The organism is Streptomyces vastus, from assembly GCF_039532825.1.
Classification (GTDB): domain Bacteria; phylum Actinomycetota; class Actinomycetes; order Streptomycetales; family Streptomycetaceae; genus Streptomyces; species Streptomyces vastus.
Map to the genome: position 1 here is coordinate 167759 of NZ_BAAASJ010000119.1, position 20229 is coordinate 187987.

The following is a 20229-nucleotide window of genomic DNA, read 5'->3' on the forward strand; positions in this document are numbered from 1 at the left end:
AGCCCCTACAGCCCCGACTCGGAGGTACGGACCAGAATGCGCCGGCAGTTCTCGCAGCGCAGTACCGCGTCCGGAGCAGCCGCCTTCACCTCGTTCACCTCGGTGATGTTGAGCTCCAGGCGGCAGCCCTCGCAGCGGCGCTGGTAGAGGCGGGCCGCGCCGATGCCGCCCTGTTGCGCGCGGAGCTTGTCGTAGAGCTTCAGCAGGTCGGCGGGTACCGAGCCCGCGATGACCTCGCGCTCCTTGGTCGCCGTGGCGATCTCGCTGTCCAGGGACTCCTGGGCCGCGTCCCGACGCCCCATCGCATCGTCGATCTTCGACTGGACGGAGGCCTCCCGTCCGGTCAGCTCGGCCACCCGCTCCTGCGCGGACTCGCGGCGCTCCATGACCTCCAGGACCACGTCCTCGAGGTCACCCTGCCGCTTGGCGAGGGAGGCGATCTCGTGCTGGAGGTTCTCCAGGTCCTTGGGGGACGTGACGGCGCCGGAGTCCAGGCGCTGCTGGTCGCGGGCGGCGCGCTGGCGCACCTGGTCGACGTCCTGCTCGGCCTTCGTCTGCTCGCGGGCGCAGTCGCTCTCCTCGGTCTGCGCGGCGACGAGCAGGTCACGCAGCTGGGTGAGGTCCTTGTTCAGCGACTCGATCTCGGCGTGCTCGGGCAGCGACTTCCGCTTGTGCGCCAGCTGCTGAAGGCGTACGTCGAGGGCCTGGACGTCGAGAAGTCGGATCTGGTCGGCGGGCGCGGCGTTCAGTTGGGGGCTCCAGGGGTGTTCGAATCGGAGGGGGCGCGCGAAGCGCTCCTTGGAAGGGCGGTGGTGGGCGACGGGTGGGCGGACGCCGCGTGGGCCGTCCAGGGGTCGGTGACCGTCTTGGAGACGTGGACGCGAAGTCCCCATCCGTTCCGGTCGGAAATCTCGTCGAGCTGGGAGGCGGCCAGCTCGCACCAAGGCCATTCGGTGGCCCAGTGCGCCGCGTCGAGCAGCGCGAGAGGACTGTGGGCGCGGGCCGCCATGAATTCTGCCGCCGGATGGTGGCGCAGGTCCGCGGTGAGGAAGGCGTCGACACCGGCGGCGCGTACGTCGTCGAAGAGGCTGTCGCCGGATCCGCCGCTCACCGCCACGGTCCGTACGAGCGCATCATCGTCGCCCGCGACCCGGATGCCCTGCGCCGTGGCGGGCAGCCGCTCGGCGGCGCGCGCGGCGAGTTCGCGGACGGTCAGCGGATGGTCCAGCTCGCAGACCCTGCCGAGGCCCCGGCGGCCCTCGGGGTCGGTCGGGTCCGGCACGAGGGGCCGTACGACCCGGAGGTCCAGCGCGCCGGCGAGGGCGTCGCTGACGCCGGGATCCGCCCGGTCGGCGTTCGTGTGGGCGACGTGCAGCGCGATGTCGTTCTTGATGAGGGTGTGGACCACGCGGCCCTTGAAGGTCGAGGCGGCCACCGTCGTCGTACCGCGCAGGTAGAGCGGGTGGTGGGTGACCAGCAGGTCGGCGCCCAGCTTCACCGCCTCGTCCACGATCTCCTGGACCGGGTCGACGGCGAACAGTACGCGCGTGACCTCGGCGGCCGGATTGTCGACGTCGCCGCAGACCGTGCCGACCGCGTCCCAGTCCTCCGCCCTCTCGGGGGGCCAGAGGGATTCGAGCGCGGCGATGACTTCAGACAGACGGGGCACGTAAGAAAGGCTACCCGCCTCTTCCGCGTGCCCCGTCGGCGCCGGCTCACTTCACGAGGTAACCGCGCAGGTCGTCCAGTACCTCGTCCGCGGCGGTGGCCCCAAGCCCGAGGTACCAGGTCTCGTCCGGTACGTCCTTCGCCCGGCCGTTCTCGACCGCGCCGAGCTTCTTCCAGAGCGGGTTGTCCTCGGCGCTCGCGCGGTCGGTCTTCTTCGCGTCGCCGTAGACGCCGGTGAAGACCCAGTCGGCGTCGGCCTCGTCGATCTTCTCCGGGCTGATCTCCACGGCGAGATCGTTGATCTGCTGGTTCTTGGGCCTCGGGATGCCGACGTCGTCGAGGATCGTGCCGATGAAGGACGCCTTCGCGTAGAGGCGGATCATGCCCGGCATGTATCGGAGCATGGTGACGGTCGGCTTGTCGGCGCCCAGTTCGTCGCCGAGGGCCTTCGCCTTCTTCTCGTACGCCTCGAGCTTGGCCTTCGCCTCGGCGGTCTTGTCGAGGGCGGCGGCGTTGAGGAGGTAGTTCTCCTTCCAGGTGAAGCCGGGACGGATGGAGAACACGGTGGGCGCGATCTGGGAGAGCTGCGGGTAGAGCTTGGCGGCACGCAGCTCGCTGCCGAGGATCAGATCGGGCTTGAGGTTCGCGATCGCTTCCAGGTTCAGGGAGTTGATCGTGCCGACGTCCTTGGGGCTGCCCGTGTCCTTCTTCAAGTACGAGGGGATGGCGGCCGAGCCCTCGGTGGGCGCGTAGCCGACGGGCTTGACGCCCAGCGACACAACGTTGTCTAGCTCACCGACGTCCAGGACGACGACCCGCTTCGGCTCCGCCTTCAGCTCGGTCTCGCCCCTCGCGTGCTTGATCGTGCGCGGGAACTCTCCGGCCTTCGCCGTCGTGCCCATCTTCGCCGTGTCCTCGGCCGCCTTCGTGAAGTCCTCGCCGCCCTGAGCGACGGACTTGCTGCCACTGCCGTTGTCGGACTTTCCGGAGCCTGAGTCGCCGTCACCGGAGCCGCAGGCCGCGAGGGAGAGCGCGGCGGCCATGGTCAGGGCGACGGCGCCAACACCGCGTCGTCGAAGGGACATCAGGCACACACTCCACAGTTTCGGCCCCAAGGATCAGTCTCAGGACTCAGAGGATCGGTCTTGGGCGGCACACAGGCCGCACTTAGGTGAGCCTCACCTTAAACCGTCGAGTCCCGGCGAGCACACACGCCCTGATTTCCTCAGGCGAATCGCCAGTTGGCCACCCATTTGTGTGAAGCGCCTGCCCGTCGATGCCCCGTCTGTGCGTACGAAAACTACCTTCGTGGCCGGAGGTGTCCCAGACGATGACGGCCTGTGCCATCGAATCCGCCGCTGAGAACGGCACGCGGGCAGGATGCGTGATCACCGCCGACGGGTCCTACGCGGCCCGCCTCGCCCCGCGCGGCGACTCCTTGTTCCCGGAGCGCTGGACCCTGGACGGCCCCGAGCCGTACGCCGTACCGCTGCCGGGCAAGCAGCCCGAGGAGCCCGGCACGGAGGTGCAGCCGATGGCGGACGGGCGGGTGCTCATCCACCGTGTGCCGGACGGGCGGCACACGTTCTCGCTGCTGTATCCCACAGGGCCCGGGACGGGTGAAGTACCGCTCGGCGCGGTGGAATGCCGGGACGGGACAACGGAGTTGCGGTTGCTGCCACCCGCGCCGGGCGGCCTTCGGGCGTACGCCGTTGCCGTGGGCCGGAGTTCCACCACCGTGTGGCTGGTGGCGGGCGGTCCCTTCGGGCCCGAGCGGCTCGCCGAGGTGCCGGGGCGCTGCTCGGGCGGGGTGTGGCTGTCCGGCGGGGACCGGCTGCTCGCCCTGGACCGGGAGCTGGGCGGCCGGACCAAGACGGTGGTGGTCGACCTGGAGCGCGACGGCGAGGTGTCGCCGCTCCTCCAGATCGCCGAGGGGAGCAACGACCGGCTGCTGCTCGCGGACGCCGACAGCGGGCTGCTGCTGATCCGCTCGGACGCGCCGTCACCGGGCCAGGACCGGCTCGGCTGGGGCGTGTTGGGGAGCACGCTTCCGGTGCGCTTTCCGGACTCGCTGCGGCTGGCGGACCACACGGTGACGCCGTTCGCGATCCAGCCGGGGCAGATGCTGACGCCGGAGTACTGTGCGGTGGCGTTGCGGATCGCCGGCGGGGGCGCTCGCGCCGGCGAGGGCAGTTGGCTCGGGGTGTGGCGGCCCGTGGAGCGACGGATCCACCAACTGCCTGCGCCGGAAGGGTGGTTGACGGGTTCAGGGTTGTGGACCAAGGACGGGGTCCTTCGGCTGCCGTATGCGACGGAGACGTTGCCGTGTGGGGTTTCGCGGGTGGTGGCGCCTGCGGAGGCCGTGGACGAGGCGTCGTTGATCACGCATCCTGCGGAGTACGCGGATTCCTCCGCGCGCTCTTTCCCGGACTCTGCAGATTCCGTGGCCCCCTTGGAGGAACCCGCGGAACCTGACGACGAGTTGCCCGGTTCGGGCCGTCCCGTGCCTCTGCAACAGGCGCCGTTCACCGTGCGGAGGCTCTCGAGCGCCTTCGCCGGGCGGCGGTTGGCGCAGGCCGCTCGCGCTGAGCGGGGGGCCGTCGAAGAAGTGACCGTCGAGTAGCCCCTACCACCTCTCACCGGCCGAAAGTGTGGCTATTAGACTCGCCCGCGCTGCAAAGAAGGATCTTGTTGACGGGGTGAATTTCCACATGAACGACGTAAGCGACACGGTTACCGACCCGCGTGTGGCGGGCGGTGATCCGCGGGACCCGCGGATGGCGATGTCCCAGCCGGCCGATGGTGGGGGCGGGCGGCACCGGGGGCCCATCTCCTCGTCGGACGACGAGGTGACCCCTCGCGGCCGGCACCGCAAGCCGGCCGGTCAGACCGACGTGGCCTGAGCGCTCCGCTGGGGCGCGGATGAAGCTGCGGGTGCGTTGTGGCTGCTCGCGCCCCGCGGCGGAGCCGCTGATGTCACAGCCCCGCGCCCCTGGGGTGCGCGGGTGGGTGCGGAGCCGTGGGCCGGTGGGAAGCTGCGGGCAGTTGGGGGCGCGGGCTTTCAGGGCGGGGCTTTCCCGGGGCGCCGGGGAAGTCGCAGGCTTTTGCTTTCAGGGGCGCGGGGAACTGCGCGACCGGCCACCCACGCACCCGCAGTCGCCCGCGAACCGAACCCACCACCCCGGTAGGCGTCAGGTGGACGTCCCGCGCTTGAGGCCAAGCACCTCCACCGCTGCGAACGTCTCGTTCGGCGGGCGTTCCGCGTAGTGCGGGGTGAGGAGCGTGTCCAGTTCGTCGTAGCTGAAAGCGTCCTGCTTGGTGTCGAACTTGGCTGCCACCCTTGGGCGTTCGACTATTGCGACCATGCCCCCGTGGACCACCAGGAGTTGGCCGTTGATGCGTGAGGCGGCGGGTGAGGCCAGGTAGCCGACGAGTGGGGCTACGTGCTCGGGGGCCAGCGGGTCGAGGCCGTCGGCTGAGTCCCCGGAACCGGCGAAGACGTCCGCGGTCATCCGGGTGCGGGCGCGCGGGCAGATCACGTTCGCTGTGACGCCGTACTTGGCGAGGGCAAGGGCCGTGGAGGTCGTGAGCCCTACGATTCCGCCTTTGGCCGCCGCGTAGTTGGGCTGGCCGGCGGAGCCTGCCAGGAAGGCCTCGGAGGAGGTGTTGACGATGCGTCCGTACACCGGGGAGCCCGTCGCCTTGGAGCGGTTGCGCCAGTGTGCGGCGGCGAAGTGGGTTGTGTTGAAGTGGCCCTTCAGGTGGACGCGGATGACGGAGTCCCACTCGTCCTCGGACATCGAGAAGACCATCTTGTCGCGCAGGATGCCCGCGTTGTTGACGAGGATGTCCAGCTGCCCGAATGTGGCGACCGCCAACTCGACGAGTCCCTCGGCCTGTTGGTGGTCGGCCACGTCACCGGTGTGGGCGACCGCGCGACCACCGGCCTGACGGATCTCGTCCGCGACCTCCTCGGCGGGCCCGGCCGACGCGTCGCCGGAACCGTCCCGCCCGGGCCGGCCGAAGTCGTTGACGACGACGGCGGCGCCGAGGCCGGCGAGTTCCAGCGCCTCCGCCCGGCCGAGCCCCCGGCCCGCGCCGGTGACGATCGCGGAACGCCCTTCAAGTGGCAGTGACATCAAGGTCCCTTCAGCCGTCGGCAGTCGGTTGGCGGAATGTGACACAAAGACCCCGATGTGTCACATTTCGCGAATACACCTGGGTCAGATCTCGATGCACGTACGGAGCGCGACCCCTGTACGCATCTGGTCCAGCGCCTGGTTGATCTCGCTCAGCGGCACCCGGTGGGTGATCAGCCCCTCCAGGTCGATGCGTCCGGCACGCCAGAGCGCGATGGTCCGCTCGTACGAGCGCATGACGTCCCCGCCGCCGTACATGCTCGGCAGGATCCGCTTCTCGTCGAAGAACAGCTCGAACATGCTGAGTTGCAGGAAGTCGTCCATGGCGCCGGCGCCGACGACGACGAGTGTGCCGCCGCGGCGGGTGTTCTCGTACGCGGTGCGGGCGGTGGCGGACTTGCCGACGACCTCGAAGACGTAGTCGAAGCCCTCGCCCGCGGTCAACGTCTGCTTGGTGTCGGGGAGTTCGTCCGGCGATACGGCCCTGGTGGCGCCGAACTTCAGCGCGGACTCACGGCGTGAGGCCACCGGGTCGACGGCGACGATCTCGGCGGCGCCCTTGAGCCGCGCACCCTGGATCGCGGAGATGCCGACGCCTCCGCAGCCGATGACGGCGACCGACGAACCGGCTTCCACATCGGCGGTGTTGAGGGCGGCGCCGAGTCCCGTGGTGACCCCGCAGCCGATGAGGGCCGCGATGTCGAAGGGCACGTCGTCCGGGATGGGGACGGCGCAGCCCGCGTCGACCACGACCTCCTCGGTGAAGGTCCCGGTGCCCGCCATGCCGAAGACGTCTCCTGCGGGCCGCTTGAAGTTGGGCGTGCCCGCGTTCATGAACCCGGCCAGGCACAGTTCGGTCTGGCCGCGCTTGCAGGCGGGGCAGGCGTTGCAGGCCGGCAGCCAGCAGACGACGACGCGGTCGCCGGGCTTGACGTTCGTGACGCCCTCCCCGACGTCCAGGATCTCGCCCGCGCCCTCGTGCCCGGGCACGAACGGCCCCGGCTGCGGCAGGACCCCGGACATCGCCGAGAGGTCCGAGTGACACAGTCCGGTGGCCCGTACCCGGATCTTCACCCGGCCGGGACCAAAGCCTGCCGCCTCGACGTCGTCGAGGACCTCCAGCTTGTCCTGGCCGATCTCGTGCAGTACGGCTGCCCGCATGGTGCGGCTCCCCTCAAGAGTTCACGCGTGTTCGATGATCGTGTCGGCCAGCACCGGCGCGTCGTCCCGTTCGACCGCCGTCACCTGGACCCTGGCGGCCCGGCCGTCCTCCTGCCACATCCGGATGCGGAGGGTCTCACCGGGGAAGACGATCCCGGCGAAGCGCGTGCGGTAGGAGCGGACCCGTGCCACATCGCCGCCGAGCAGCGTGTCGACGACCGCCTTGAGCGTGATCCCGTACGTGCACAGCCCGTGCAGGATCGGCCGGTCGAACCCGGCGCGCTTGGCGAACTCCGGGTCGGCGTGCAGCGGGTTCCAGTCGCCGGAGAGGCGGTAGAGCAGGGCCTGGTCCTCGCGGACGTGCCGCTCGACTTCCCTGCTCGGGTCGCCGGTTGGCGGGTCGAGGCGGGTGGAGGGGCCGCGTTCGCCGCCGAAGCCGCCTTCGCCGCGTACGAAGATCTGTGCGTCGTTCGTCCACAACGGGCCTTCGTCGTCGGCGACTTCGGTGCGCATGACGAGGATGGCGGCCTTGCCCTTGTCGTACACGGCTGCGATCCGTGCGGTGGCAACGGCCTTGCCCTCGGCGGGAATCGGGCGGTGCAGCTCGATGCTCTGGCCGCCGTGCAGGACGTGTGCGAGGTCGACCTCGACGCCCGGCATGGACAGTCCGCCGATCACGCCCGGGGAGCCCGCGCCCGCGACGGTCGCGAAGCTCGGCAGGACCTGCAGCCTGGACTCGAGGGTGTAGCGCAGCTCGTCGGGGTCGGTCACCGGGACGCCCGCGCCGACTCCCAGGTGGTAGAGCTGGACGTCCTTGTGGTTCCAGGTGATCTCGCCGGTCCGGGGCTCGGCGGCGAGGGCCTTGGCGGCGTCGATGGGCATGCGGCTCCTGACTGCTGGCGGATCTTCGGCGGAGAAGACCTCGGTGCGACCGTCCGCACCGTCGGACGCACCGAGGTCGACCTTGGGCCGCGGAACCCGCCCGTTCTAGAACGCGTTCCAGTACGGCGACCCTCTGTATAGCCCAGCTCCCAGCACTTGTGAAGACTCCTGACGCCATGTCAGATGAGCTGGCCCAGGACTACGGAGGCCGGCAGTGACATTTGTCCCGCCCGAGTCCGTACAAGCGCATCTGCCGCCCCCGACCCCCGGATTCGTAGCGTCGTACCCATGACGAAAACGACTGGGACGCATCAGGCCGTGTCCTTCACGGGGGCGGTCAAGACCTTCGGCTCGGTACGGGCCGTGGACGGGATCGATCTGGAGATGGCGCGCGGCGAGACGGTCGCCCTGCTCGGCCGCAACGGCGCCGGCAAGTCCACCGCGATCTCGCTGCTCCTCGGCCTGAACGAGCCCGACGAGGGTGTCGTACGGCTCTTCGGCGCGGCGCCGGAAGTGGCCGTACGCGCGGGCCGGGTGGGCGCCATGCTGCAGGACGGCCGGCCGGTGCCGCGGGTGACGGTGGGCGAGCTGGTCGGCTTTGTGGCCCGTACGTATCCGGCGCCGATGCCGGTCGCCGACGCACTGGAGCTCGCGGGCATCGCCGAGCTGGCCGGGCGGCGCGTCGACCGGCTCTCCGGGGGCCAGACGCAGCGGGTGCGGTTCGCGGTCGCGCTCATCGGGAACCCCGCGCTGATCGTGCTCGACGAGCCCACCGCCGCGCTGGACGTGGAGGCGCGGTACGCCTTCTGGGACTCGATGCGGGCCTACGCCCGGCGCGGCCACACCGTCCTCTTCTCCACCCACTACCTGGAGGAGGCGGACGCCAACGCCGACCGGATCGTCGTCATCGACCGGGGCCGCATCGTCGCCGACGGCAGCGGTGAGCAGCTCAGGCGGTCGGCGGGCGGCAACCTGGTCGCCTTCGACCTGGCGGGCCGCTCCACGGAGGGCCTGACTCTGCTGCCCGGCGTGGTGTCGGTGGAGGTGCGCGGGGACCGGGCCCGGCTGCGTACCGAGGACTCGGACGCGACGGTGATCGCGCTGTCCGGGATGGGTGCCATACGGGGCCTGGAGGTGGCGCCCGCGTCGCTGGACGACGCGTTCATGGCGCTGACGTCGGGCTCGTCCGGCGTGCTGGAGAGGGTGTGATGGGGGGTGACTGGTGTGGTGTGGGAGTATCTGCGGCTCGAAGTGCGGCGGACGCTGCGCGACGTCGGCTTTGTGGTCGGAACCGTCGTGATGCCGGTGACGATGTACCTGCTGTTCACCAACCTCGGTGACGGCGACGACAGCGGCTGGAAGACCGCCTCGATGGTCGGCATGGCCGCATACGGGGCGATGGGCTCTGCCTTGAACACCGGTGCCGGTGTCGCCGAGGACAAGTCGACCGGCTGGCTGCGGCAGTTGCGGATCACGCCGATGACTCCGCGACAGGTCGTGATCGGCCGGGCGCTGACCGGGGCGGTGACGGTGCTGCCCGCGCTCGTCGCGGTGCTGGCGGCGGGCGGTCTCGTCAACGGCGTACGGCTGGATCTGTGGAAGTGGGCGGCGATCGCGCTGCTGCTGTGGCTGGGCTCGATCCCGTTCACGCTGCTCGGTCTGGGCAACGGCTACCGGCTGACCGCGCAGACGACCGGGGTCGCCAACATGGCCTGCAACCTGGTGCTGGCCGTCGTCGGCGGCCTGTGGTTCCCGCTCGTCCTCTTCCCGGAGTGGCTGCGCTCGCTGTCCGCGTACACACCGACGAACCGGTTCGCGCAGCTCGGCACGGCCGTCGCCGACGGGCATGCGCCGACCCCGGGGGCGGTCCTGGTGCTGGGCCTCTGGCTGCTGGCCTTCGGCTCGTACGCTGTTACCTCGTACCGCAGGACCGCGCGAACCGTCTGAATCTGTCTGGAACCGTTTGAGCGGGGGCAGGGCATGTCCTGGATGAGCAGGGTCAATTACTGGCTGGCCTTGCGGCACGCCGAGGGCTGTGAGCGAGCCCGGGCCCGGAAGAAGACCGGACGGCCGCCGGAGGAACTCGGCCCGCCGCCCAGCGGCTTCGCCCTCCTCCCCTGGCTTCTGATGGGCATGGGCGCCTTCTCCAACCTGTTCCAGGGCAAGACCCCGAACCCCTGGATCGGCGGCATCGGCCTGGTGGCCTTCAACTCCCTCTACATCGCGGTGGTCTTCCGCGCCTTCGTGAAGGAGGCGCGCGAGGCCCGCTCCACCCGCGTGATGCTGATCGCGCTGGGCGTGGTGACCTGCGCCCTGGCCATCACCTACGGCGGCAGCTGGCTGCTTTTCTTCCCGCTGCTCGGCCTGGCGACGGGCGCCATCGTACGAGGCCGGTGGCTCGGCAGGGTCGGGCTCGGCCTGACCCTGCTCTCGGGTGTCGTGGCGGGAGTCCGCGACGGCTGGGGTGCGATAAACGTCGCGTACGGCACCTTCCTCTCCACCATGGTGACGGCGGCGATCCTCTCCCTCTCCGAGGCGGTACGTGAACTCCGCGCCGCCCGCGAGGAGTTGGCCCGCCGCGCCGTCGAGGAGGAACGGCTCCGCTTCTCCCGCGACCTGCACGATCTGCTGGGCCACACCCTCTCCGTGATCGTGGTGAAGTCGGAGGCGGTCCGGCGGCTGGCCCGCCGCGACCTGGACGCGGCGCTCGTCCAGGTCGGGGACATCGAGTCGGTGGGCCGCCAGGCGCTCACGGAGGTCCGCGAGGCGGTGACCGGCTACCGCGAGGGCAGCCTGGCCACCGAACTCGACCGGGCCCGCTCGGCGTTGCAGGCCGTCGGCATCGAACCGGTCGTGCGCCAGTCGGGCCCGGCCCTCGCCGCCCGGACGGAAGCACTGCTGGGCTGGGTGATCCGCGAGGCCGTCACCAACGCCGTACGCCACAGCGGCGCGACCCGCTGCGAGATCACGGTCGCGGGCGGCCCGGAACACGTCCGCGTACGTATCTCGGACGACGGCCGTGGTGCGCTTCCCGCGTCCGACCCGCCCCCGTCGATCCCCGGCATCGGCGGCACCGGGCTCAAGGGCCTCACGGAACGCCTCTCAGCGGCGGGCGGCTCGCTGGAGGCGGGGCCCGGTCCGCGGGGCGGCTTCGTGGTGACGGCGGAACTGCCGGTGGAGAGGGCTCAGTTGGGTGAGGAGGGGGACCCGGCGGGCGCTTCGCAGGAGGCGAGCGTGCTGAACCTGCCGGGGACGGCGGCCTGAAGGGCCAGGTCCGGAGTGCAACTGCCCGGCCTACGCTTGGGCCGTGAACGAGATGCCCCGGGACCACCGGCCCGCCAGGTCCATCCGTGTGCTGCTCGCCGAGGACCAGGGGATGATGCGGGGCGCCCTCGCCCTGCTGCTCGGGCTGGAAGAGGACATCGAGGTGGTCGCGCAGGTGGCTGCCGGGGACGTGATCGTGGACGCGGCGCTGGAGTCGCGGCCCGATGTCGCCTTGTTGGACATCGAGTTGCCGGGGATCAGCGGGCTCGACGCCGCCGCGCGGTTGCGGGACGAGGTACCCGACTGCCGGGTGCTGATCCTCACCACCTTCGGCCGGCCGGGGTATCTGCGGCGGTCCATGGAGGCGGGCGCCGCGGGCTTTCTGGTGAAGGACGGGCCCGTGGAGGAACTGGCCGCCTCGATCCGACGGGTGCTGACGGGCGAGACGGTGATAGATCCGGCACTCGCCGCGGCCGCGTTGAGCGCCGGGCCGAGTCCGCTGACGGCGCGCGAGTGCGACGTACTCAAGGCATCCGCCGACGGGTCGACCGTCGCCGACATCGCCACCAGACTCCACCTCTCCGAGTCCACCGTCCGCAACTACCTGTCCTCCGCGATCGGCAAGACGGGCACCCGCAACCGCATGGAGGCGATGCGGGAGGCACGGCAGCAGGGCTGGCTCTGAGGCCCCGCGCCCCGAAGGAGGCCGCAGGCCTCTAAGGGGCGCGGGGCTGTATCGATTTGCGGCTCCGCCGCGCGGGCGCGACCAGCGCCCCGAAGGAGGCCGCAGGCCTCTTAGGGGCGCGGGGAACTGCGCGACCAGCCACAACGCGCCCGCAGCCGCGACACGACTGTCACCCCCCACCATCTGGCGGGGTTAGGGCCGCGGGCCGCAACGAACCCGCAGCTTTCGAACCGCCTAACCAGCGGAGCGCCGTGGCAGCCACAGCAGCATCAGTACCGCGCCCCCCAGCAGCACCCCCGTGCCCGTACGGAAGGCCAGTGCGTAGCCCTCCGTCAGTGCCGCGGCCGATGTGCCGCCCCCGGTCCGGGCCGCCGCGATCGTCGACATCACCGAGAGGCCGAGCGAACCGCCCATCGTGCGCGAGGTGTTGACCAGGCCCGAGACCAGCCCGGCGTCTCCTGGCGCCGCCCCCGATGTGGCCAGCGAGCCGAGCGGCGTCGCGGCCAGTCCGGCACCGAGCATCATCAGGATCCCGGGGAACATGATCGCGGTGAGGTACGTACCGTCCGCGCTCATCGTCGACTGCCAGCCGAACCCGACGGCGGCCACCAGGGTCCCGAAAACCGCGACATGGCGCGCCCCGGCGACACGCATGAGGCGCGGCGCGGCCTTCGAACCGAGGATCACCGCGAGCGAGCTCGGCATGAGCGCGAGGCCGGCCTCCAGGGGCGTGTAGCCGAGCACGTTCTGGGCGTACAGCGTCATGAAGAACCACATGCAGAACATGGCCGCGCCGCACAGGAACATCGCCACGTTCGCCGACGACACCGACCGTATGCGGAACAGCTTCAGGGGCATCAGCGGCGTCTTCGTCCGCGCCTCGACCAGCAGGAACAGCCCGATCAGCGCGGCCCCGGCGAGCAGCGGGGCGACGGCCGCGGACGAGGTCCAGCCCTCGGCCTCCGTCTGCACGATTCCGTATGCGAGGGTCGCGAGCCCCGCCGTGGCCAGCAGCGCCCCCGGCAGATCGAGCCGCCGTCGGTCACCGGCCCGGCTCTCGGGGAGCCACCGCAGGGCACCGGCCAGTACGACGGCGCCGACGGGCACGTTGATCAGCAGCACCCACCGCCATGACAGTCCTTCGACCAGCAGCCCGCCGACGAGCCCGCCCGCCGCGCCACCGCCCGCGCCGACAGCCGTCCAGGTCGCGATGGCACGGGCGCGTGCCGCCCCTTCCGGTACGGCCGACGTCAGAATCGTCAGTGTCGAGGGCGCGAGCACCGCCGCCCCGAGCCCCTGCACGGCCCGCGCTAGCAGCAACTGCCACTCCGCCTGGGCCAGTCCGCCGCCGAGGGACGCGAGCGTGAAGAGGGCGAGCCCGATCAGGAACATCCGCTTGCGCCCGTACAGATCCCCGGCCCGCCCGCCGAGCAGCATGAATCCGGCGAAGGCGATCGTGTACGCGTTGACGACCCACTGGAGGCCCGTCGCGCTCAGCGCCAGGTCGGCCCGCATCGATGGCAGGGCCACATTGACCACGGAGATGTCGAGCACCACGAGGAACTGGCCCGCGCAGGCGAGCGCGACGACCACCCAGGTGGGCGGCGCGGAACTTCGGGACACGGGTCTGACGGCGGCGGCTCTGAGCATGGCAGTCATGCTCTCAACCGGCCCGCGCCCCGTACATGGGAATTTCGTCCCAGGGGCGCTCGGCCGCAGGACCTACCACCCACCAGTACGGCAGAAAAACGTGACGCCTCCGGCCGCCGGACCGGAGGCGTCACGCCCCACGCACAGGTGCTCGTGGATCAGTCGGTCACATCCGTGACCCTCCAGCGCTGGTTGGAGCCGGAGTTGGGCGTCCACAGCGTCACGGCCGCACCCTCGTGGGTGGCCTGTCCGCCGACTTCCAGGAGGCGGCCGGTTGCGGCGTTGACGAGGGTGAAGGTGCCGTCACCGGTGGTCGACATGATCCACTGGGTGGCCTTGTCACATCGGCCCTTGTCGGGCTCCACCACCGGGGCGCCGTCACGGACGGCCAGGCGCTTGCCCTCCACCGGGTTGGTGAACACGTACCGCTGACGGTTGTCCGTGCCACCGCTGATCTTCCGCAGCTTCCACTGCTGGCCGGCGGTGGCCGTGCCCGTGGCGGCCGACCTGATGACCAGGTTGGTGCCGTTGTCGGCGACGGTCAGTGCCTTGCCGCTCTGCACACCGGTCAGCTCGTAGGTGTGGCCCTTCTGGAGCAGCGCGGCGTCCTTGGCGACACCGGACACGCCCTTGACGACGAAGGACGTCACAGACTGGGCGGGCACGGTGAAGGTGGCCTTGCGGTCGCTGACCCTGATGGCCTTGTGCCGCTCGAGCTTGTCGTCGGCGCTGGTCACCACGGGAGTGACGGTGGCCTTGCGGCTGACCTTGCCGAACTTGGACAGGTCGACGGTGACCGTACGGGCCTCGGTGGTGCTGTTGACGTGGACGACGCTCGCCCCGTTGCCCTTCTTGGAGACGGCGGCGGCGCTGGAGGTGTCGTTCACCTGGATCAGCCGGTCACCGGGCTTGATGTAGTGCGTGAAGTTCCGGGCGGTGTCGAACTTCGTGTTGGTGTAGATCGGGCAGGTCTCGAGGGTGTCCTCGGAGGTGCAGCTGAACGGGAGCTGGATGCTGCCCCAGTTGCCGCCCTTCGCGGACTCGCCGCCGGGCTTCATGTTGTCGTAGTCCTCGACCGGCTGCCAGAACACCCAGGCGCTGGGCTCCAGTTCACGCAGGTCGTCGACCATGCGCTGGGCGAGGCCCAGGCCCGGCCGCATGTCCGTGAAGCTCTGGCCGTCGCCCCAGTCGCCCTCGACCTCGCTCATCCACAGCGGCTTGTCCTCGGCCTTGGCGAGGTCGCGTGCGCTGGTGCGGCCGCCGGTGCCGTAGGTGTGGACGTTCATCTGGTCGACGAAGTCGCGCACCTCCTGCGGGTAGCTGAGCCAGTTCTGCGTGAAGGTGCTCGGGTTGGTCTCGTCCATCGCGGAGATCTCCGCGTCGGTACGGGACTTCTTCAGGACCGGGGCCAGCGCGCGGAGCACCTTCTGCTGGAGTTCGGGGCCCATGTGGGCGCCTTCCTGACGGCCGCCGACGGGCTCGCCGTCGGGTCCCAGGCGGGTGCCCCAGTAGTCGGTGTTCGGCTCGTTGAACGGGTCGAGGGTGTCGACGTCGATCTTGTGGGCCTTCTCAAGGCGCTCGGTGGCGCCCACCAGGTACTTCGCGAAGTCCTCGACGGACTCGGTCTTCAGCTGGTCCTTGCTGGAATCGAAGCCGCCGGAGACATAGCCGCTCTCGGTCATGAACCAGGGCGGCGAGTTGCTGAACGTCTCCCAGTGGGTGATGTCCTTCTTGATCCGGTCCACCCACCAGCGCTGGGTGGCGTCGGCCTTCGGGTTCCAGTCGTTCTTGTCCCCGGCGCTCCACCAGTCGGTGTCCTCGCGGGTGGTGCCCGCGGGGGCCTTCCACCAGCCCTCGACGGCTCCTCCGGCGCGCAGGTAGTCCTTGACGTCCGGGGCGTTGCCGCCGCCGATGTTGTAGCGGGCGATGTTCAGGGCGAGACCGCTGTCGTCGAAGAGGAGCTTCGCCAGCTTCTCCCGTATCGCGGGCGGATAGTCGCCGGTGGCGTTCGCGAACCAGACGAGGCTGGTGCCCCAGCCCTCGAACTTGTCGTGCTTGTAGGAGGGGTCGGGCCGGACGGTGACGGAGGGGGGTTCCGCTGCCGCGACCTGCGCCGTGGACGACGGGGCGGAGACCAGGGCGGCCCCGGTGGCCAGAGCGGTGAGGCCGGCGGCTCCGAGGAGCCGTCTGCTGCGGGTACGGCGTGCCATCAAGTGCTCCCAACTTCGGTGGTGGTCGCTGTGCTCGTCCTCCCGCCCGTCGGGCAAGAGGGATGGCCCCCGGACGGGTGCGGTGCTGTCCGAGGAGGTCGGGGGTGGGGATCAGGTGGTGGGCTGACGTAGTACGGCGACGTCCCGCGGCGGCAGGACGAGTGCGCCGGCGTCGTCCGCCCGGCCCACCAGGAGTTCTCCGGCGAGTCCGGGCAGGAGCACCGTCTCGTCGGTGCGGTTGACCAGGAACAGATGGCGGCTGCCGGCGTCACGGCGTACGGCGAGTTCGACCAACCCGCGTGCTGCGGCGGGCAGTTCACTCTCGACGCCCGCCGGGGCGAGCAGCGCGGGCAGCAGTCCGGCCAGCCCTTCCGCGCCGAGCCGGGTCGAGACGTACGCGGCCGAACCCCGGCCGGTGGCGCGGCGGGTGACGGCGGGGAGGCCGGCGTACGCACCGGTGCGGTAGCGCGCCAGGACCTCCGCCTCCGGGTCGGTGACGGTGATCCGGTCGGTCCACAGCGAGCCCGTACCGGCGCCGTCCAGCTCCACGGTCTCGCCGTCGAGCAGCGGCCCGAACTCCTCGATGCGGATGCCGAGCAGTTCGCGCAGCGCTCCCGGGTAGCCGCCGAGCCAGATGTGGTCGTTCTCGTCGACGACTCCGGAGAAGTACGTGGTGACCAGGTGGCCGCCGCTCTCGACGTACCGCGTGAGCTCCTTGGCGAGTTCGGCGGGGACGACGTGGAGCACGGGCGCGATCAGCACCCGGTGGCGGTCGAGGTCGGCGCGGGTGGTGATGAGGTCGGCTCGGATGCCGAGGGCGAGGAGCGCGGAGTACCAGTCGAGTGCTTCCTGGCGGTAGTCGAGCAGGGAGGTGGGGTGGGAGTCCTGTTCGCTCGCCCACCACGAGTCCCAGTCGAAGAGGATGCCCACCGGGGCGGGTTCGCGCTCGCTGCCTGCGACGGGGGCCAGGGTCTTGAGGGTGTCGCCGAGGGCCACCACCGCGCGGAAGAGGTCGCTGTCCTCGCCGGCGTGCGGCACCATCGCGGAGTGGTACTTCTCGGCTCCGGCCGCCGACTGCCGCCACTGGAAGTAGCACACGGCGTCGGCGCCGTGCGCGACGTGCAGCAGCGAGTCGCGGGCCAGCTCGCCGGGCCGCTTGGCCACGTTGACGGGCTGCCAGTTGACGGCGCTCGTGGAGTGCTCCATGAGGAACCAGGGCTGTCCGCCCGCGATGCCGCCGGTCAGGTTGGCGGAGAAGGACAGCTCGTCGCGGTCCTGGGGGCCGGGGTGGACGTAGTGGTCGTTGGAGACGAAGTCGATCTCGGGGGCCCAGTCGGCGTAGTTCATGCCCTTGGTGCCGCCCATCACCATGAAGTTGGTGGTGATGGGCACGTCGGGGGTGATCTCCCGCAGTACGTCCCGTTCGGCGCGCAGATACTCCTTCAGCGCGTCGGAGGAGAACCGCTTGAAGTCCAGTTGCTGTGTGGGGTTCGGGTGGGAGGCGGCCAGCCGGGGCGGCAGGATCTGCTCCCACTCGCTGTAGCGCTGGGACCAGAACGCCGTACCCCAGGCGTGGTTGAGCGCATCCAGGGTCGTATAGCGGGCGCGCAGCCAGTCGCGGAAGGCACTGGCGGCGTCGTCCGAGTAGTCGTAGATGTTGTGGCAGCCCAGCTCGTTGGAGATGTGCCAGGCCACCAGGGCGGGATGGCCGGCGTAGCGCTCGGCCATCTTCCGCACCAGGCGGAGCGCGTAATTCCGGAACACCGGCGAGGTGGGCCGCCAGTGCTGCCGCGCCCCCGGCCACACCGTCTCACCGGAGGCGGTCACCGGAAGGATCTCCGGGTGCGCCGTGGTGAGCCAGGGCGGCGGGGACGCGGTGGCGGTGGCGAGGTCGACCCCGATGTCGCCCGCGTGCAGCAGGTCCATGATCTCGTCGAGCCAGCCGAAGTCCCACTCGTCCCGGGCCGGCTGGATGCGGGCCCAGGAGAAGATCCCCACGGAGACCAGGTTGACGCCGGCCTCACGCATCAGCCGTACGTCTTCCTCCCACACCTCGCGCGGCCACTGCTCGGGGTTGTAGTCGGCGCCGTACACGAGGCGTGGCGTGGAGTCACCGTCCGGCCCGTGCAGCTGGGACAGGAGGGTGGAGATCATGGTGGTCCTTCCGGTGTGCGGCACGGGCGGCGTGAGGGCGCACCTCGACTACTCGACGGTGAAGCCCTGCTCCTTGCCGTACTTGACGGAGGCGTCCTGCCAGGACTTCAGACCCTCGGAGAGCTTGGTGTTCGAGACGTACGCCTTGCCGACGGTGTCGTTGAAGATCGAGTTGGCGTACTGCTGGAAGGGCAGGTACGACCAGTCGTCGGACACGTTGGCAGCGGACTCGGCGAAGATCTCGTTGGCCTTCTGACCGCCGAAGTACTCGAACTCGGTGTTCTGGAACTCCGAGGACTCCAGCTCCGCCTTGGTCGCCGGGAAGGCGCCCTCCTTGATCCGGCTCTGCACACCGGCACCGGAGTTCGCGTACTCGACGAAGGCGTAGGCGAGTTCCTCGTTCTCGCCCAGCTCGGGCAGGGTCAGGGAGCTGCCGCCGTTCTCCGCGCTCGCCTTGTCGCCCTTGGTCCAGGCCGGCATCGGGGCCGCGCGCCAGTCACCGGAGGCCTGCGGCACGCCGGTGACGAAGTTGGCGGGCATCCAGGCGCCGGTGGTCAGGGTGGCGATGGTGCCGTCGCCCAGGCCCTTGTACCAGTCGTCGGTCCAGCCGGTGATGGGCGCGAGGAGCTTCTCGTCGATGAGCGGCTGCCAGGTGTCGGTGTACTTCTTGGCGCCGGCGTCGGAGAAGTCGACCTTCACGTTGGTGCCGTCGACCTTGTAGGGGCGGGAGCCGGCCTGCCACAGCATGCTGGTGGTGAAGCCGGCGTCGCCCGCGTCGTTGGCGATGAAGACCTTGGGGTCGGCCTTCTGCAGCTTGCGGGCCGCGTCCACGTACTCGTCCCAGGTGGTGGGCACCGCGATCTTGTGCTTGTCGAAGATCGTCTTGTTGTAGAACATCGCCATGGGGCCGGAGTCCATGGGCAGGCCGTAGACGGCGTCACCCTCGCTCACGGCGTTCCACGGGCCCGGGGTGTACTTGTCCTTCAGCTTGTCGGCGCCGTAGGGCGCCAGGTCGGTGAGGCCCTTGGTGAGGGCGTACTGGCTCAGTGCGAAGTACTCGACCTGCGCGACGTCGGGGACGCCCTTCTCGGCGGAGATCGCGTTCGTCAGGGCGGTGTAGTGCTTGTCGCCGGACCGCTCGGCGACAAGCTCGACCTTGACCTTCGGGTACTTCTTCTCGAAGTCGGCGGCGACCGTCTTCAGCGTGGGCTCCCAGGCCCAGACCTTGATCGTGCCGCCCTTCTCCAGAGCCGCCGTGATGTCGTCGCCGGAGACCGGCTCCGAGCCGGCACTGTCGTCGGAGCCGCCGCAGGCGGTCGCGCCGAGGGCGAGGACGGAGAGGACTGCTATGCCGCGCATCAGGCGGCTTGTGGTTTTGCGCATGGAGGTGCTTCCACTTCTTCGTGGGTGGGACAGGGCGAGGGTTTTGACGTTGTGTGGGGGCGTGGGGCCTTCGGGGCCGGTCACTCCTTGACGCTTCCGGCGGCGAGCCCGGACTGCCAGTACTTCTGCAGCAGCAGGAACGCGGCGATCAGCGGCACGATGGTGAGCAGCGAACCGGTGATCACCAGGTTGAAGATCACGTCACCGCCGATCGTCTCGGCCTGGGAGTTCCAGGCGCTCAGTCCCAGGGTCAGCGGGTACCAGTCCGGATCCTTGAGCATGATCAGCGGCAGGAAGTAGTTGTTCCAGGTCGCGACCGTGGTGAACAGCAGGACGGTCACGATGCCGGGGGCGAGCAGCGGCAGGGCGACCTGGAAGAAGGTGCGCGCCTCACTCGCTCCGTCGACCCGGGCCGCCTCCAGCAGTTCGGTGGGGATGGCCTCGGTGGCGAAGACCCACATCAGATACAGGCCGAAGGGCGAGACGAGCGAGGGCAGGATCACCGCCCACGGGGTGTCGGTCAGCCCCATCTTGCTGAACATCAGGAAGGTCGGCACCGCGAGGGCGGTGCCCGGGACGGCGACGGCTCCGATGACCGTGGCGAAGACGCCGCGCTTCCCGGGGAAGTCGAACTTCGCCAGCGCGTAGCCGCCCAGGATCGCCAGGAAGGTGGCCCCGCCGGCGCCGAGGACGACGTACAGCAGGGTGTTCAGCAGCCAGCGGGTGAAGATGCCGTCGTTGTACGTGAACGTGTCGCTGATGTTGGACCACAGGGCGAAGTCGTCGGCGAACCACAGCCCGGACGAGTCGGCAAGACCCTCCTGTGTCTTGGTGGCGCTGATGACCAGCCAGATCAGTGGCACCACGGTGTAGAGCAGCATCAGGCCGGTGAGCACGGTCAGCAGCACGCTGCGCTTGGGGCGCCCCGGGGTGTGCTTCTTGCTGGGTGTACGCAGCCGGGGCGTGCCCTTGCCGGAGCCTGCGGCCGGAGTGGTCGGGGTCTTTGCGGCGGCGGTGAGAGGGGTGCTCATCG

At 70.2% G+C, this 20229-nt stretch carries 17 protein-coding genes; 6 read left to right on the forward strand and 11 right to left on the reverse strand.

The features are described 5' to 3' along the window. Positions 1-5: 5 nt before the first annotated feature. From ABD357_RS39635 to ABD357_RS39645, 3 genes are read right to left on the reverse strand one after another with little or no spacing between them, the layout of a single operon-like run. Complete coding sequence (locus ABD357_RS39635; protein ID WP_344396277.1) at positions 6-749, reverse strand: zinc ribbon domain-containing protein; 744 nt, start codon at positions 747-749, stop codon at positions 6-8. Further along, positions 746-1669: a Nif3-like dinuclear metal center hexameric protein gene (locus tag ABD357_RS39640; RefSeq protein ID WP_344396248.1), complete on the reverse strand. Its 924-nt coding sequence runs from the start codon at positions 1667-1669 to the stop codon at positions 746-748. The genes ABD357_RS39635 and ABD357_RS39640 overlap by 4 nt, the downstream gene beginning before the upstream one ends. A gap of 46 nt (positions 1670-1715) precedes the next feature. Next, positions 1716-2753 (reverse strand): ABC transporter substrate-binding protein, encoded by a 1038-nt coding sequence (locus ABD357_RS39645; RefSeq protein WP_344396249.1) that lies wholly within the window; start codon positions 2751-2753, stop codon positions 1716-1718. 245 nt (positions 2754-2998) lie between these two features. Here ABD357_RS39645 and ABD357_RS39650 point away from each other — a divergent pair, with 245 nt between their 5' ends. Further along, positions 2999-4291 (forward strand): hypothetical protein, encoded by a 1293-nt coding sequence (locus ABD357_RS39650; RefSeq protein ID WP_344396250.1) that lies wholly within the window; start codon positions 2999-3001, stop codon positions 4289-4291. 88 nt (positions 4292-4379) lie between these two features. After that, positions 4380-4571: a hypothetical protein gene (locus ABD357_RS39655; protein ID WP_344396251.1), complete on the forward strand. Its 192-nt coding sequence runs from the start codon at positions 4380-4382 to the stop codon at positions 4569-4571. Between the two features lie 288 nt (positions 4572-4859). Here ABD357_RS39655 and ABD357_RS39660 read toward each other — a convergent pair whose 3' ends face one another. From ABD357_RS39660 to ABD357_RS39670, 3 genes are all read right to left on the reverse strand, one after another. Beyond that, positions 4860-5807 carry a 3-oxoacyl-ACP reductase gene (locus ABD357_RS39660; protein ID WP_344396252.1) on the reverse strand — a complete coding sequence of 316 codons (948 nt, stop codon included), beginning with the start codon at positions 5805-5807 and terminating at the stop codon, positions 4860-4862. Between the two features lie 84 nt (positions 5808-5891). Then, entirely contained in the window at positions 5892-6968 is a 1077-nt protein-coding gene (locus ABD357_RS39665) for a Zn-dependent alcohol dehydrogenase (RefSeq protein WP_344396253.1), read from the reverse strand. Positions 6969-6989: 21 nt separating this feature from the next. Then, positions 6990-7850: a MaoC/PaaZ C-terminal domain-containing protein gene (locus ABD357_RS39670; protein ID WP_344396254.1), complete on the reverse strand. Its 861-nt coding sequence runs from the start codon at positions 7848-7850 to the stop codon at positions 6990-6992. Positions 7851-8138: 288 nt separating this feature from the next. On the opposite strand from ABD357_RS39670, the gene ABD357_RS39675 reads away from it, so the two are divergent. Genes ABD357_RS39675 through ABD357_RS39690 form a run of 4 tightly spaced genes read left to right on the forward strand, consistent with a single transcriptional unit; the run spans position 8139 to position 11799 of the window. Beyond that, complete coding sequence (locus ABD357_RS39675; protein ID WP_344396255.1) at positions 8139-9059, forward strand: ABC transporter ATP-binding protein; 921 nt, start codon at positions 8139-8141, stop codon at positions 9057-9059. 18 nt (positions 9060-9077) lie between these two features. Continuing rightward, complete coding sequence (locus tag ABD357_RS39680) at positions 9078-9797, forward strand: ABC transporter permease (protein ID WP_344396278.1); 720 nt, start codon at positions 9078-9080, stop codon at positions 9795-9797. A 33-nt stretch (positions 9798-9830) separates the two neighbouring features. Next, positions 9831-11114, forward strand: coding sequence for a sensor histidine kinase (locus ABD357_RS39685; RefSeq protein ID WP_425585197.1), 1284 nt, complete (start codon positions 9831-9833; stop codon positions 11112-11114). A gap of 52 nt (positions 11115-11166) precedes the next feature. Further along, positions 11167-11799, forward strand: coding sequence for a response regulator (locus ABD357_RS39690; protein ID WP_344396279.1), 633 nt, complete (start codon positions 11167-11169; stop codon positions 11797-11799). Positions 11800-12033: 234 nt separating this feature from the next. Here ABD357_RS39690 and ABD357_RS39695 read toward each other — a convergent pair whose 3' ends face one another. The 5 genes from ABD357_RS39695 to ABD357_RS39715 all read right to left on the reverse strand — a co-directional run bounded on the left by ABD357_RS39695 (position 12034) and on the right by ABD357_RS39715 (position 20227). Further along, the gene (locus ABD357_RS39695; RefSeq protein ID WP_344396257.1) at positions 12034-13449 is read right to left on the reverse strand and encodes a DHA2 family efflux MFS transporter permease subunit; all 1416 of its coding nucleotides are present in this window, start codon (positions 13447-13449) and stop codon (positions 12034-12036) included. Positions 13450-13607: 158 nt separating this feature from the next. After that, positions 13608-15659, reverse strand: coding sequence for an RICIN domain-containing protein (locus ABD357_RS39700; protein ID WP_344396258.1), 2052 nt, complete (start codon positions 15657-15659; stop codon positions 13608-13610). A 111-nt stretch (positions 15660-15770) separates the two neighbouring features. Next, positions 15771-17813 (reverse strand): beta-galactosidase, encoded by a 2043-nt coding sequence (locus tag ABD357_RS39705; protein ID WP_344396259.1) that lies wholly within the window; start codon positions 17811-17813, stop codon positions 15771-15773. Between the two features lie 48 nt (positions 17814-17861). Then, the gene (locus ABD357_RS39710; protein ID WP_344396260.1) at positions 17862-19196 is read right to left on the reverse strand and encodes an ABC transporter substrate-binding protein; all 1335 of its coding nucleotides are present in this window, start codon (positions 19194-19196) and stop codon (positions 17862-17864) included. Between the two features lie 80 nt (positions 19197-19276). Beyond that, positions 19277-20227, reverse strand: a complete 951-nt coding sequence (locus ABD357_RS39715) for a carbohydrate ABC transporter permease (RefSeq protein WP_344396262.1) — start codon at positions 20225-20227, stop codon at positions 19277-19279. Between the last annotated feature and the right edge of the window lie 2 nt (positions 20228-20229).

What these genes read in the sequence shown, in the direction of transcription:
- ABD357_RS39700 (WP_344396258.1), bottom strand. Translation starts at nt 15,659, where the DNA reads ATGGCACGCCGTACCCGCAGCAGACGGCTCCTCGGAGCCGCCGGCCTC.
- ABD357_RS39670 (WP_344396254.1), bottom strand. Translation starts at nt 7,850, where the DNA reads ATGCCCATCGACGCCGCCAAGGCCCTCGCCGCCGAGCCCCGGACCGGC.
- ABD357_RS39645 (WP_344396249.1), bottom strand. Translation starts at nt 2,753, where the DNA reads ATGTCCCTTCGACGACGCGGTGTTGGCGCCGTCGCCCTGACCATGGCC.
- ABD357_RS39660 (WP_344396252.1), bottom strand. Translation starts at nt 5,807, where the DNA reads ATGTCACTGCCACTTGAAGGGCGTTCCGCGATCGTCACCGGCGCGGGC.
- ABD357_RS39675 (WP_344396255.1), top strand. Translation starts at nt 8,139, where the DNA reads ATGACGAAAACGACTGGGACGCATCAGGCCGTGTCCTTCACGGGGGCG.
- ABD357_RS39690 (WP_344396279.1), top strand. Translation starts at nt 11,167, where the DNA reads ATGCCCCGGGACCACCGGCCCGCCAGGTCCATCCGTGTGCTGCTCGCC.
- ABD357_RS39695 (WP_344396257.1), bottom strand. Translation starts at nt 13,449, where the DNA reads ATGCTCAGAGCCGCCGCCGTCAGACCCGTGTCCCGAAGTTCCGCGCCG.
- ABD357_RS39710 (WP_344396260.1), bottom strand. Translation starts at nt 19,196, where the DNA reads ATGCGCAAAACCACAAGCCGCCTGATGCGCGGCATAGCAGTCCTCTCC.
- ABD357_RS39715 (WP_344396262.1), bottom strand. Translation starts at nt 20,227, where the DNA reads ATGAGCACCCCTCTCACCGCCGCCGCAAAGACCCCGACCACTCCGGCC.
- ABD357_RS39665 (WP_344396253.1), bottom strand. Translation starts at nt 6,968, where the DNA reads ATGCGGGCAGCCGTACTGCACGAGATCGGCCAGGACAAGCTGGAGGTC.
- ABD357_RS39650 (WP_344396250.1), top strand. Translation starts at nt 2,999, where the DNA reads ATGACGGCCTGTGCCATCGAATCCGCCGCTGAGAACGGCACGCGGGCA.
- ABD357_RS39655 (WP_344396251.1), top strand. Translation starts at nt 4,380, where the DNA reads ATGAACGACGTAAGCGACACGGTTACCGACCCGCGTGTGGCGGGCGGT.
- ABD357_RS39705 (WP_344396259.1), bottom strand. Translation starts at nt 17,813, where the DNA reads ATGATCTCCACCCTCCTGTCCCAGCTGCACGGGCCGGACGGTGACTCC.
- ABD357_RS39685 (WP_425585197.1), top strand. Translation starts at nt 9,831, where the DNA reads ATGTCCTGGATGAGCAGGGTCAATTACTGGCTGGCCTTGCGGCACGCC.